Source organism: Prevotella sp. E15-22, assembly GCF_023204875.1.
Classification (GTDB): domain Bacteria; phylum Bacteroidota; class Bacteroidia; order Bacteroidales; family Bacteroidaceae; genus Prevotella.
Genome location: NZ_CP096247.1, coordinates 2,928,202 through 2,942,292, shown reverse-complemented (window position 1 = coordinate 2,942,292; position 14,091 = coordinate 2,928,202). Strand labels below are relative to the sequence as shown.

The 14,091-nt window shown below is 46.6% G+C and carries 13 protein-coding genes; all 13 read right to left on the bottom strand.

Translation table 11 applies throughout. From position 1 onward, the window contains the following. Positions 1–9: 9 nt before the first annotated feature. Complete coding sequence (locus M1D30_RS12190) at positions 10–186, bottom strand: hypothetical protein (protein ID WP_248504363.1); 177 nt, start codon at positions 184–186, stop codon at positions 10–12. A gap of 180 nt (positions 187–366) precedes the next feature. Further along, entirely contained in the window at positions 367–1,704 is a 1,338-nt protein-coding gene (gene dgt, locus M1D30_RS12185; RefSeq protein ID WP_248504361.1) for a dGTP triphosphohydrolase, read from the bottom strand. 26 nt (positions 1,705–1,730) lie between these two features. After that, positions 1,731–2,612 (bottom strand): helix-turn-helix domain-containing protein, encoded by an 882-nt coding sequence (locus M1D30_RS12180; protein WP_248504359.1) that lies wholly within the window; start codon positions 2,610–2,612, stop codon positions 1,731–1,733. A gap of 36 nt (positions 2,613–2,648) precedes the next feature. Continuing rightward, positions 2,649–3,485: a glutamate racemase gene (gene murI, locus M1D30_RS12175; RefSeq protein ID WP_248504357.1), complete on the bottom strand. Its 837-nt coding sequence runs from the start codon at positions 3,483–3,485 to the stop codon at positions 2,649–2,651. After that, positions 3,482–4,009, bottom strand: a complete 528-nt coding sequence (locus M1D30_RS12170) for an OmpH family outer membrane protein (protein WP_248504355.1) — start codon at positions 4,007–4,009, stop codon at positions 3,482–3,484. The genes murI and M1D30_RS12170 overlap by 4 nt, the downstream gene beginning before the upstream one ends. Position 4,010: 1 nt before the next feature. Continuing rightward, positions 4,011–4,514 (bottom strand): OmpH family outer membrane protein, encoded by a 504-nt coding sequence (locus M1D30_RS12165; RefSeq protein ID WP_248504353.1) that lies wholly within the window; start codon positions 4,512–4,514, stop codon positions 4,011–4,013. Between the two features lie 87 nt (positions 4,515–4,601). Next, complete coding sequence (locus M1D30_RS12160) at positions 4,602–5,114, bottom strand: OmpH family outer membrane protein (protein WP_248504351.1); 513 nt, start codon at positions 5,112–5,114, stop codon at positions 4,602–4,604. A 43-nt stretch (positions 5,115–5,157) separates the two neighbouring features. Then, on the bottom strand, positions 5,158–7,839 hold the full coding sequence (locus tag M1D30_RS12155; RefSeq protein WP_248507854.1) for an outer membrane protein assembly factor: 2,682 nt from the start codon (positions 7,837–7,839) through the stop codon (positions 5,158–5,160). A 59-nt stretch (positions 7,840–7,898) separates the two neighbouring features. Beyond that, on the bottom strand, positions 7,899–8,681 hold the full coding sequence (locus M1D30_RS12150; protein ID WP_248504349.1) for an isoprenyl transferase: 783 nt from the start codon (positions 8,679–8,681) through the stop codon (positions 7,899–7,901). An 11-nt stretch (positions 8,682–8,692) separates the two neighbouring features. Beyond that, entirely contained in the window at positions 8,693–9,415 is a 723-nt protein-coding gene (locus tag M1D30_RS12145) for a DUF6089 family protein (RefSeq protein WP_248507846.1), read from the bottom strand. Further along, positions 9,409–10,626 carry a DUF6242 domain-containing protein gene (locus M1D30_RS12140; RefSeq protein WP_248504347.1) on the bottom strand — a complete coding sequence of 406 codons (1,218 nt, stop codon included), beginning with the start codon at positions 10,624–10,626 and terminating at the stop codon, positions 9,409–9,411. Before M1D30_RS12140 ends, M1D30_RS12145 begins: the two co-directional genes overlap by 7 nt. 163 nt (positions 10,627–10,789) lie before the next feature. Further along, complete coding sequence (locus M1D30_RS12135; RefSeq protein ID WP_248504345.1) at positions 10,790–11,971, bottom strand: hypothetical protein; 1,182 nt, start codon at positions 11,969–11,971, stop codon at positions 10,790–10,792. Positions 11,972–11,998: 27 nt separating this feature from the next. After that, positions 11,999–13,681 carry a sialate O-acetylesterase gene (locus tag M1D30_RS12130; RefSeq protein WP_248504343.1) on the bottom strand — a complete coding sequence of 561 codons (1,683 nt, stop codon included), beginning with the start codon at positions 13,679–13,681 and terminating at the stop codon, positions 11,999–12,001. Positions 13,682–14,091 lie beyond the last annotated feature (410 nt).

The window sequence follows — 14,091 nt, the reverse complement described above, 5'->3', positions numbered from 1 at the left end:
TTTCAAGCCTTAAAAGCCGCTAACATTGTATGATGTTCTCTCACCGAAAAGAATTTTTGTGATTGCCAACTCTTGCTCAGGCTTCTCCATCAGCTCCTGTGCTTTGTTTGTTGCCTCTCTCAAACTCTCTGCCTCAATGGTCACATCCTTGTTCATGATGATGCTTACATTCATTTTGGATTCCATTTTATTTGTTTTGTGTGATAATTGTAATTTCAATTTGAGATGCAAAGTTACTAAAAGGGGATGCCAAGTAAGTATTACCTGGCAAAGTTTTAAATACCTTTAAGTAAATTCAAAATTAATTCTACAGGATTATAATGTATTTTAACTCTCTGTGTTTATGAACGATAGAAAATACAATTATTAGATAATTGGTAGCGAGATGCCGCAGATCTTCTGATAGACATCGAGGGCATAGACATCGGTCATGCCGCTGATATAATCGATAACTGCCATGAGACGGGTCTCGAGGTCAGGACTATCTATTTCGTATTGACTGCTGACACGCCCAATGAGTTGCTGAGAGTAATAGCGTTCAGGATGCTCGATGGCCTCAACCATGAGTTCCATGAGGGTGGCCATGATGCGATAACCAGAGAGCTCGACATCGAGCACAGGGCGACTGCGATAAATGCGAGCCTTGGATACCTTGGTGCAATTGACGTAGGCTTCGTTCGGAATGGACGGGATGTAGTCAATGAGCGAACCTATGAAAGAACCTTCGAGAATCTCTCTTTCGTGATTGATGAAGACTTGAACACATTCGTACTCGAGTTTGCCGATGACACAGGCACGCAGGTATTGTATCTTCTCGTTGGGGTCGGTGAGTTCTTCGTCGCTGATGCGTTTCAGAATTCTATTTTTGCTGTCTTCATTAAAGAATGAGAGCATCAGTTGTACGGTTTCATCGCAGGATAAGATCTTCAATTTATAAGCATCCTCGATGTCCATAATCTCGTAGCAGATGTCGTCGGCAGCCTCGACAAGATAGACCAACGGATAGCGAGCCCAGCGTTGCTGTCCCTCAGCGCCTGGCTTTATCTGAGGGATGCCAAGATGGTGGGCAATGGTGAGATAGTTATCCTGCTCGCTGCAGAAGAACCCAAACTTGTTCTTGGGCGCATGAAACGAGGCGTAGGGATACTTCACAATAGAGGCCAGTGTGCTATAGGTCATAGCAAAGCCGCCTTTGCGACGGCCCTTAAAACTGTGAGTGAGCAGGCGGAAGGCGTTAGCATTACCATCGAAACGGGTGATGTCTTCCCAAAACTCGGGCGAAACTTTCTCTTTCAGATAGTTGCCTTTGCCCTCGGTGAAGAAGGTCTGGATGGCCTTCTCGCCGCTATGACCGAAAGGTGGATTGCCCAGGTCGTGGGCTAAGCAGGCGGCAGCTACTATCTGTCCAATCTCGGATACCAGCGGACTGAGTGCTTCGCCATAACGTTTGTGCAGGTGCTGATAGACATCGTTGCCAAGCGACATGCCCACACTGGCCACCTCAAGGGAATGAGTGAGGCGGTTGTGGACAAAGATGCTGCCAGGCAAGGGGAATACCTGGGTTTTGTTTTGCAGACGACGGAAAGGGGCCGAGAAGATAAGTCGATCATAGTCGCGCTTGAATTCGGTACGATCGTCGTGGCGTTCCAGATGACGATTCTCTTGGCCTAGGCGACAATTAGAAATAAGTTGATTCCATTCCATGATGTCTGCTTATTTGTTGTGTAATATTATTTTGAATTTCTATATTCTTTTGGACTCATGCCTACGTGCTCTTTGAAGTACTTTCCCAAAAACGATTGATTGGGGAAGTGTAACTCCTGGGCAATAACCTTGATGGTTTTTGTTGTTTCTTTGAGGGCAATGCGTAGTTCCTGAATAACATAGAAGTCAATCCAATCGTTGGGTGTGCGATGACTTACTGTCTTAATACACTCGCTGAGGTATTTTGGTGTGATATTGAGTTGCTCGGCATACCATCCAACGCGGCGCTCGTTTCGACAGTGAACTTCAAGAAGTGCGATGAAATCGGTGAAAATTGCATCGGAACGCATGTGACGTCTGCCTGATGAAGGTAGGCGATAGTTGTAGATAACATTGCTTAATTCATAGAACATGGCGAGTAGCAGGGTACGTGCCAAGTCTCGACGATAATGATTGTTAGGATCACTAATCTTTTTCTGAAGCACGTTGAAGTAGTCTTTAAAGGTTTTTTGCTCCTGTTCTGAGAGAGCCAGTACGGGGTTGTTACGTGCGTAAAGAAAGAGCGTTGATATATCGCTGACGTTACGTATCGTTTCGTGATAGAAATCTTTGGAAAGGGCGATATAGAGTCCCTTTGAGTCGTGCGAGGTTTGTAGCTCGTCGACGACATGGTGATCGGAAACAATGATGAAGTCGCCAGCGCTGATTTTCTGTTTTTGCGTATCGAGGTGATAGCTGACATTACCTTCGGTACAAAGACCTAATAGAATGAAATTCATGCGACGGGGTACCTCTAATTGAGGGGCTGTGCATGACTGTTCGATGAGTACGATGTCTTCATCGATATTGCTGATTGCCATGCTCTGGCATAGCGTCTGTATATTACTTTCTCTTATTGCTTTCGTCATGGATGTGTTTAGTGAAATGATAACCACAGGGCCTATTTACCCCAGTGTGATATTATCTACTTGAACGGGCTCGTGAAGGAATATCTGCGCTGACTCCTTAAACTTGTCAGGGTTTTCGGTAGTGAGATAGTGTACTTGACCATCTTTTGCACAACGCTGTTCCATCTCAGGGTGACGTTGAAGGTAGTCGGCAAGACTATTGGCTACATACTCTCCTTGTGACACAACCTGTACGCCTTGCGGCAGATATTTCTGTATCTTCGGCATGAGAAGAGGGTAGTGGGTGCAACCAAGGATGAGTGTATCGATGGCAGGATCAAGTGCCATTATCTGATTAATGCGTTTTTCCACAAAGTAGTCTGCTCCAGGGGAGTCAGCTTCATTGTATTCGACCAAAGGTACCCAAAAGGGACAAGCCACGCCAGAAACGAAGACATCGGGGTAGAGCTTTTGTATCTCCATATTGTAGCTCTCGCTTTTGATGGTTCCTTCGGTGGCTAGTACGCCAACGTGGCGACTATGTGTGAGTTCTCCAATAATCTCAGCTGTAGGGCGTATGACACCTAATACGCGTCGATGTGCGTCCCACTGAGGCAGGTCGTGCTGTTGAATGGTGCGCAGTGCCTTCGCTGAGGCTGTGTTGCAGCCCAGAATAACTAGATGGCATCCCATTTCGAACAGACGGAGCACGGCCTGACGAGTGAACTCGTAGACAACATCGAACGAACGGGGACCGTAAGGCGCACGAGCATTATCGCCCAGGTACATGTAGTTGTACTGGTGGAGGCGCTGACGGATTCCATGAAGGATGGTAAGTCCGCCGTAGCCGCTATCGAAGATGCCAATGGGCCCTGGATTCTGCGGGAGGGTCATTTTTGAAGTTTTTCTTTGATTTCCGTATTGAGATCAACACCCATAGCCGGCTCAATAAATGGACAGGCATTGGAGTCTGTGTTGATAACAAGTGCCAAATGGCGCTGACGGGCTACTGTGGCGATTGCCTCGTTGAGACGTGCGCGTAAAGGAGCCAGGGTCTTGCGCTCTGCTTCGGCCAAATCAAGTTTACCTTGCTGCTTGAACTTTAAATTGCGTTGCATCATATCCTGCAACTCACTCTGACGCTTCAGTAGAATAGTACGTGGATAGTCCTTCTGTCCTTCGAGGAAATCCTCGTACTTGCGGTTGAACTCTTCCTCGGCGCGCTGAAGCTCTTTTTCGTAAGCCTCACGCAGGATGTTCAACTGTTGTTGCGCGCTCTCGTATTCGGGCATAGCTGTCAAGGCGGCTTCGTAGCTTAGATAACCGAAGCGTACCTGAGTGGCAACAGAGTCCTCCCCTTGTGCCATACTGGGCACAGCGAGGAGGACCATGATAGCGATAATGATATGTTTTATCATATTACTTCAAACCAAGTTTTGCTTTTACCTGTGCAGTCACGTCAGAAGACAGCGTGGTGCTGATATAGGGAATGCCAGCGCCCATCTCCATGATATAGACGAAGTTGCCTTCCTGACCAACGGTTTTGATAGCGTCAAGCACCTTGGTGGTGATGGCCTGCATCTTCTCCTGCTGAGCCTTCTGCATAGCCTGCTGGTTGTCTTGATAGGTCTGCTGGATACGCTGATAGAGGTCGTTCAACTCCTGATTGCGACGGGTCTTGATGTTCTCGGGAAGGGTAGCCTGCTCTTTCTCAAAGGCATCTGCTTTCTTCTGCAGTTCGTCCTGCATTGACTTCAGATCAGCCTCATACTGCTCGGCTAGTTTCTGAATCTCGGTCTGAGCAGCGGTGAACTCGGGCATGCTCTGGATAATTTCCTGAGTGTTAACGTGGCCGAACTTGGCCTGTGCTGAAGCGGTGAGACCGCAGAGTGCGCAGATTGCGCAAAGAATAAACTTTTTCATTTTGTTTTAATTGTTTTATTATTGCTTTTTATGAATTCTGTCTGAGCCCTTTGGGGCTTCTTTGTTTGAATGAGTTAAAGGTTTTTGTTAATTAGCATAACCCAGTTTGCGAAGCACCTCTTCAGAGATGTCAATCTTCGGCGAACCAAAGATGATGCCGGCATCGCTGGCACGGTCGAGTACCAATTGATAGCCGCGAAGGTCGGCTACATCCTTGATGGCATTGTATACCTCTTCCTGGATAGGCGACATCAGGGCAGCACGTTTCTTATAGAGCTCGCCCTCAGGACCAAAGTACTTGCGCTTCAGATCGCTGGCTTGCTTCTCTTTCTCCATGATGGCATCCTGCTTGGCTTTCTTCTGCTCTTTTGATAGGAACACCACCTCGTTCTGGTAGTTCTTGTACATGGTCTGGGCCTCGGTGTTCAATGCGTCAACCTCTGCCTGCCATTTCTTTGATACCTGTGTGAGTTGTTCGTTGGCACGCTCGTAGGCGGGAATGTTTTTGAAGATATAGTCCATGTCGACTAACGCGAACTTTTGAGCCTGCATCGATATTGACGATGCGAGTACTGCAATCATTACTAATAGTTTCTTCATAGTCTTTCGTTTTTTTGTTATGACATGTTGTTGTTATTCAGGGTTAGAACTCTTGGCCTAGCACGAAGTGGAACTGACCACCGCCACGCTGCCATCCGCCATTGTATACCTTGTCGAAACCATAGGCCCAGTCGATACCCATCAGACCAACCATAGGTAGATAAAGGCGTACACCGAAACCAGCAGAGCGCTTCATGTCGAAGGGGTTGAAGTCGCGGGTCTTGGCCCATGCGTTACCGCCTTCAAGGAAGCCCAGTCCATAGATGGTGGTGTTGCCCAGCATGAATGGATAGCGGAGCTCGAGTGTGAAGCGGTCGTAAGCATAGGCATCATAGGCACTGTAGCGGCTACCTGTCCACTCGCCACCCAGTACATAGGCTGTTGACGAAATAGAACCATTATCGTAACCACGCAAGCCAATGGTCTCCTCTGCATAGCTGGTAGAATAGCCACTCATACCATCACCACCCACATAGAAGGTCTCGAAAGGTGATTTCTTGTTCTTGTTATACGATCCCAAGATACCGAACTCTACACGGGTCATCAGGACGAAACACTTCTGACCACTGCTGAGAGAAGTATAGGTGCGACTCTTGAACTTCCACTTGTGATACTCTACCCATTTGTATTTGCTGGCCTGCTCGTCCTGCCAACGGTTCTGATCCTTGTTGTAGGTCTCTTGAGTGGCCATGTTTGAGTAGTTCTTGTTGTCGAAAGCCGACCAAGGTGGTGTGAGCGAGACAGAAAGTGCAAACTCTGAACCACGGCGGGGGAACAATGGGTTGTCGGTAGAGTTACGTGTCAGTGCCAGATTCAAGTTGATATTGTTGCAGTTACCATTCGAAATGATGAAGTACTGCCAGTCTTTCAACATGTAGCGCTGGTATGACAAAGTGGCTGATAACTGGAAGTAGTCATCGGGCCAGCGCAGACGCTTACCCCAACCTACAGAGACACCAAGAAGTTTGATGTATTTGTCGTCGTCGAGGAAGGCTTCGTAGTTGTTATAATAACCACTATTATATGAACTTGAGCCATACATGTAGTTATAGATATTGTTCATGTATGCCGAGTTGTAATAGGTGCTCGACACGTCACTTTGTTTCGAATAGTATACGCCTACGTTAAAGGCATTGGGACGCTTGCCACCGAACCAACCAGTAGAGTAGTTGGCATTGTATGAGCGGTAGTAACGGCCATTGGTTTGGAAGTTCAAACCAATCTGCTCACCATCACCGGCAGGTAGGAAACCGCGGTGCAGTTTATTTTTTCCCAGAAGGTTGCGTAAAGAGAAGTTGTTGAACTTGATACCAACGCGGCCGATAACACCTGTCTGACCCCAACCCAATGAGAGCTCTAGCTGGTCGTTGGATTTCTGCTCCAGGTTCCAGTCGATATCCACGGTACCATCTTCCAGATTAGGCTTTACATCGGGGTTCACCGATTCGGGGTCGAAATAACCCATAGAGGCAATCTCTCGGGCAGAACGCATCAAAGCATCCTTTGAGAACAGATCACCCGGCTTGGTACGCAGTTCACGTCTTACAACCTCTTCGTAGAGTCGGTCGTTACCAAAGATTCGCACCATATTGAGATGTGCTTGTGTGCCTTCCATAATGCGTATCTCTACGTCGATAGAGTCGCCAACGATGTTGATATCTGTAGGCTCTACACTAGAGAAGATGTAACCATTGTTATAATAGTTGTTGTGAACAGCATCGTCATCGTCAATCAAACGCTTGTTCATAAACTTCTGGTTGTAGACATCACCTTTTTTCATTTCGAGAACCTTATCAAGGAAGTCTGATTCATAGACAGTGTTGCCCACCCAGGTAATATTACGGATATAATATTTCTCACCCTCATCTACCTTAACATAGATGTTGATGTGCTTGTCGTCTACGGTCCAGATGGAGTCGTCCTCAATAGTGGCATCGCGGAAACCCAACTCGTTATACTTGTCGAGAAGGGCCTGCTTGGCTTCTGCATAGCGCTCAGGGGTGTATTTCTTGGCTTTGAGGAAGTTGTATATCTTACCCGACTCGTGAATTTTACCGAAAGCACCCTTTGAGAACAGTTTGCCCTTAATCTTGCTGTCGCTCAGTTTCTCGTTACCTTCGAAGATGATACGACGTACGCGCATCTTTTCTTTCTTATCAATGTTTACCTCAAGCACGACTTGATTCTTGCCTGTAACATCGTCATGTTGTGAGATTTCAATCTCTGCATTCTTATAACCCTTATCGTCGAAATATTTGCGGGCTAAGATCTTAGCTCTGTCGATGATGTTCTTTGTCAGACTCATGCCTCTGGTCATACCTAGCTTTGCCTCGAGATCAGTGCGCTCACTCTTTTTAACGCCGTGATACTCAATGTTACTGATGCGCGGACGTGTTGCTAAATGAATGCACAGGTATACTTGTGAATCGATAATAGAGTCGGCGGTGATAGATACCTCTGAGAACAAACCGTGCTTCCAATAGCGCTTTACTGCTTCGGTTATCTCGTTGCCAGGCACCTCAATGCGCTGACCCACGTGGAGCCCCGACAAGTTGATAATCATCATGTCCTCGTAGTCTTCTACGCCTTTTACAGTAATGCCGCCAATTTCGCATTGACGTGGGGTGCCGGCATAAGAGATGTCGGGGTTTACTATCTTATTCTGTGCAGAAACACTGCCAGGTAAAAAGGCGAGAAGGTAAAGGGCAAATATGCCTTTTACCAATCCTTTTACCTTATTAATAATGTTATTACAGGTCACGTTGCTAATTATTTTTTTCTTTTTTACTTTCCTTCTTCTTCAACCTGGGCTTCGGTTTTTCCAAAGCGGCGCTGGCGACTCTGAAAACTTAGGATGGCCTTGTGTAACTCAGCCTCGTCAAAGTCGGGCCAATAGGTGTCGCAGAAATACAACTCAGAATAGGCAATTTGCCACAATAGATAATTTGAGATGCGAAGTTCTCCACCTGTGCGAATCAGTAAGTCGGGATCCGGCATGAAACTGGTGCATAGGTGTTCGCTGATAAATTCCTCGGTAATGTCTTCGGCACGGATTCCACCAGTCTTAATGCGTTTAAGGAAGTTCTTGGGAAGTTCATCCATGTCGTGTATCTCGTTGACAATCTGGCGAACGGCATTGGTAATCTCCCAGCGACTGCTATAGCTTAGAGCTACCACCATGGTCATGGCATCGTTTTTGGCTGTGTGTTCCTCGGTTTCGTGCAACTTTTGCTGTACGGCATCTGGAAGTCGTTTGATATCGCCGATGACGCGGAAACGGACATTGTTTTTCATGAAGATCTCATCCTCGAGTGAGCTGAGAACCAACCCCATCAGTGCAGCTACCTCGTCGTCGGGGCGATTCCAGTTCTCTGTTGAGAACGTGTAGAGTGTCAGATATTTAACACCGAGTCGGGTGCATTCTGATGTGATGCGGCGAACGGCTTCTACGCCAGCCTGATGACCAACGGTGCGCTCCTTGCCACGTTCCATGGCCCAACGTCCATTGCCGTCCATAATGATGGCAATGTGCTGAGGGATGCGCTTCATATCTAGTTCCTTATTCATATCTTTGTTTATTATTCTCTGTCGTTGTGACAGGTCTTGCATTTCTCCATAAACTCGTAGGTGAGTGTGAGTTGCAGACCCTGATAGCAATCGGTGTTTTTAAACAGGTCGGAGCTCTTGATGCCGTAAGGGTCGCTAACACCGTCTAGGCGGTCGCTGCCCGAGAAGTGCATCATCCATTCCAAAGCGAGATTTAGTCTTTTTTGTAACTTGTATTTCACACCGAAGCCAATGGGCATTTGGAATGCGGTGGCAGTCTCGTCGCCTTTGGCAAAAGCCAATCCTGCTCCCAAGGCAATGAATGGTGTGATGGCTTTAGCGCCATAGTATTCGTTGCCAGTGCCGAAGGGCCAGAAGTTGTATTCAAACCTAATGCTGAAGTCGGTCAACTTGGTTGAGAAACTGATGGGGGCTCCTGCATAGTCTGGGTAGTAGGTTTTCTCGTTTCCTGAGTTACCTTTCAGCGTGCCATAGTTGAGCACGGCACTCCATGCTGTTCTAGGGTTTACTTTGTATTTTGCAACGATGCCAGCCATGGGCTGGATGTCTCTTGTTAGGTTGCCGTTGAAGTCGCCCAGGTAGTTTGTCAGTCCAACACCACCGCCCAATTCCATTTTATACTCGGGCTCGTCTTGTGCAGCCGAAGTAATGGTCAAAAGCGAACATGGCAACAGCAGGAGCAGTGCCAGTACAAACGTTTTGCTGGTGTTGTAGGCGTACATCATTCTTACCATTTCCAAATTTGTCCGGCGTTTGTAATAAGCCAAAGAGAACCTAGGGAATCGACTGTTATAGCATATTCTGAACCTTGTGCACTTGAGGGAAGGGCATAAGTGGAAATTTTTTTCCAGGTGATACCTTGGTCGCGCGAAACATACACAATCAAGTTATCGCCTACTGCATAGATATTGCCATTTACATAAGCCATTGAGAGATGGTTCTGGGCGGGCATGGTAAAACGGTTGTTGCTTTCTATGGGCATATAGACCCACTGACCAGCATTATCTTTCTGACTAATCTTTCGCCAGAAACACATCTCGCCATTCTGATTAAGTCCGGCCATCAAAGTGCAATAAGCATCATTAAGTGGAGCGTAGGCCCATGTGGTTGTGGTAATCTGACTCTTAGGCAATAATGATGCTTCTGCATCGATGGCCTCGTCAATCCATGTTACTCCATTGTCTAGAGAACGTTTCAACTGCCCATCGGTGCCTAGGGCGTAGATCTCATAAGAATTGGTACCCAACAGTTGACTTAGGGGTGCTGTGGTGATGTCGCTCCAGTTAATCAGGTCTGTGGACTGTTGAACTGTAGTGTCCTTCATTCTGAAAGCGGTGCTGCCTTTTACCACGATGCCTTTGTCTACCAACTGTACGGTGTCGTTCCAAGCTATAAGACTTTTGTTCGTCCAATCTTTCAGTAAATCGTCAGTAGCAATCTTTACCCAGCTCTCAGTGGCGTTCTGTGTCTTACTGACTGTCAGCGTTATGGTGTAGTCGCGGAAATAGTCAAAAGTGTTCGAGAAGACACGGAAGACTCTTGGCTGAGAGAAGTCGATAGAATCGCTTGTGGTTATAAGTGTGTAGTCGTCTCTGTCAAGAGGCTTTATTGTGGCAATGCCGTTGTTCCTTGTTGAGATACTGCTGATGAGTACATGCTGAAGGTCGGTGCCTACAGGCAATTCCGTGGCATTGTAAATGCGATTGCTGTTTTGGTCAATAGTCATGGGGTAATTGCTGCCGGTTAACACTGTCTTGATGATGGTGTCGTTACCAGTAGTAGACGAAGTTGACTCCGTATAGCAATTAATATTTCCTAAAACAAAGCCGGTGATGGCTGTTTCGTTAGAGGGTGTAACGCTTTCCGTTTCATCGCCTTTCAGACATGATGTCATCGTCAAGGAGATGATGAGAAATGCGCATAGCAACTGATAAAATCTTTTCATTTGATCTTGTTTAAACAAATTCTGCTGCAAATTTACGCACAAAAAAGCAAAAAGCGGCCAAAATGACCGCTTAATTAAATAAAATATATCTTTATGGGCTTGATTTTAAGTTGTTTTTAGTTTTTGCACACTATTTTTTGCCAAAAAATACATTTTTTTGTGTTTAGAATTTATCTGTTTTCACAATTCTGATGTCACTCGTATCGGTTGCGCGACCTAACAAGAACTTGTCAATGAAGGCCTGAACTTCTGGCATCTGACTTTCTGGCAACTGGCAATGGCCATGACCGTCAACGATACTCCAGCCCATACGGTCGGCTATACCGAACTTCTCCCAGACTTTGCGGGCGGCTTGTGCCGAGGGTAACATGGCTTTGTCGGCTAACCATTTGTAGTCGGGATTTCCTAGGAGCAAAAGGGCACGAGGGAATACCAACGCACATAGTTCATGTTGATCGTAGGGTAGAAGATATACCGAGTCGCCGGCGAAATTGGTGCGTTGACTCTCTTTGAACCAGTGGTAATCGGTGTGATCGAGGTCTTCTACGCCTTCCAAAGTGTGAGAGACACGCCATGCGGCAGCTCCACCGCCACCGGGCTCCTGAGCGATAGTTAGGGCTACTCGCTCGTCAAAAGCGCCACAGTATAGTGCCATCTTTCCTGCATATGAGCAACCAGTGACACCGATGTGCTTCGTATCAATCTTGGTTACCTCAGGGCCTAGTTGTTGAAGACCGTCGATGATACGGCTGAGTCCCCATGCCCATTCGCTATAAGCTCCGTTATCCTTGAGCTCTGGGTATAGGCGGTCGAAATTATGCTCTCCACGTTCATGGTGTCTGCCAAATTGCCCGTAGTCGTTAACTTGCTTCTCATGGAACACCATTGTGGCAATTGGGCGGTCGTTAAACAGCTGGCGAGGAAGTGAGATGCCGCTGGTGCCAATCATTACAGCATAGGGCGCTTGGCCTGTCTTTGGGTAACGGATCTCTGAGCGTAGGGTCAGTGTCTGCCCGTTTACGGTCACGTCGACAATCAGGGTATCCCCATCCATGTGCGCTTTAACCTGCTCAGGTTTTACTAGTGGCTTCTCACCAATGCCGTAGTGCTGAATCTGTGCGGCAATCTCTGCACGTCGCTTGCCCCAATCTTTGTAGTTTTTTACGCCCTGCAAGGGGTTGGGCAACTCTTTGATTACTGGCAGGTCTTCTACCTTTGGCAACTTAGGTTTTTTGTAGTTGGCAAAGGTGTTCTCTGCGTTCATAACAAGGGGCACATTGTTGCCCGACTGTGCCATGGCCGACATGGGGGCCACAGCGAGGAGTAACTTGATTAAAGCTCTCATGATGATTTTTAGTTAAAGATGAATAGTTTATTTGATAAATACTTTTTTGCCATTCTTTAGGTAGAGTCCCTTTTGTACCCCTCTGTTTTCCTTCATCGGACGGCCTTGAAGGTCGTATAACTGACTGCTGACAGCTGTTTTTTGACTCAGTGTGCTGATGCCAGTGAGGTCTTCGTTGGTGAGGTAGATGTCCTCTAGTTTGATGGTGAGGGCTGTTGTTGAATAGAGGCTCACAATGCAAATATGCGACGGGTCGTATGTTTTGTTAGAACGTACCATGTCATGGAGGTCTATAACAACTTGTGAATTGGTGCTGATAGCCTTGTTGTAGTATGCACTTGAAGTAGGTTTGTTCTGCTCGTAGATCCTGATGTTACAACCGTTTTTCTCGGGCTTTTGAACCTTGACCACAAGATATTTGTAATTCGACATGTCTGCTCCTGCTTCATAGCACCATCCAATCTGTGTTCCTGACTTCATGATAATGGTGCTGTCGGACTCGTTGAAAGTGGGTTCTCCTTTGAACACTGTGAGAGATTCTTTTTTGATTGGAAAGAACTTGATGTCGAGTGTGGTGGTTACTTTTTTCTCATTTCTCAGGAAGTCGGTATATGTTATTTCTGCGGTGCCCGTTCCTTGGAAATTGGCAGCCAATGCTCCATTTTCTATTGGGAGGTCTTCGCTGCTGACCGTCAGGAATTTAGATGATGATACGTCCTCCGTGTGATTGTCTTTGAATGTGACTGTGGCGGGAATGCGCTGGCCGGGCATGGCCGACATGCTTGAAGGAACATTGATTTTCGAAACGGTATAGAAGTTCTTGTAGGTATATGTGATGTGGTAAGCCGAGTCACAAATGAGGTCCTTACCCATCAATTCTAGTGCACTTGCAGCGTAACGACGGCCCAGAATACGGTATCCCAAGGCGCTGAAGTGCCAGGGGTCTTGTCCGTTGCCTGGCAGTCCTTCGGAACTGATGACGTGCGAGGTGGGTACGACACTAGGCATGCGGTTCACCTGTGTGTTGTGCCCATAGCATGAACCGCCGTTCTCCTGTCTAAGAGTTTCTCCAACAAACAAAGGGACGGTGTCAGCCGAAAGTCCGAGATCGTTCAACATGTCATTATAGATTTTTTTGACCATGTTAGGCCAATTGGGGTCTCCGTTGTTCGAGCAGCCTTGGTGAAGAAGTATTCCCTTGATAACACCGACCTCTTTGGCCTTCTTTGCCATTTCAATGAGTCGTCCATAGGGGTTGCCTCCATAGTAGTTCTTGGCAATCTGTGCCCACCATTCGTTGGGGTTTTGTGTCAGTTTCTGCTGGTATTTGTCTTTGTCGAACATTTCAATAGGACTACCACCCATGGCCACGGGTACTACTCCAATTTTGACGTTGGCTGGCAGGGCTGCTACCATGGTGCGTCCAAAATAGTCTGTAGGGCCAAGACCTCCTATTGGGTTTACCAATGGTGGTTTTGCGTCGTACCATTGTCCTAAGGTGCGTGATGGACTGCTGTAGTTGCAGGTGGCTAATAGACGGAATCGCTTATCGACAGTATTGTCCATGCTCTCTGCTTTTGCGTTGCCTTCCATGTTTGATTGGCCGAAGCAGAGGTAAATGTAAAAGTTGGGATCCACTTCTGCTTTGATGGTAAGAGGATTGGTAAGGGCGGTGAGGCCCAGGGTGAGCGCAAGTATTGTTTTTCTCATGTTGTAATATTTAAGTTTGATTTATTTTCTTTTTTGACTTTGCAAAAGTACTAATATTATTGGAAGAGTCTTTCTTCTTATGTTTCACTTGCTATGCCTTATGTTTCATTTTGTACTATTCTACTTTATAAAATGTGTTTTCATAGTGCCAAATTGGCTTTTATGTCCTTCGGTAAAGGATGTAGTGTCTTTCGTTTATTGGCAATGTAAGAAATGATGTAAAATTTAATTATACATTATAGAATTCTTGAATATTGTATAATTTTTGTTGACATATTTGGCTTGGATATAAAAAGAGCGCGGTATGAATCGCTCACCCCGCGCTCCTTTCAACGGATGTTGGTGCGCATCAGAGTGATAACACTCAGAATAGTGGAAATAGCCACTGACACCAACACACACGTTGTTTG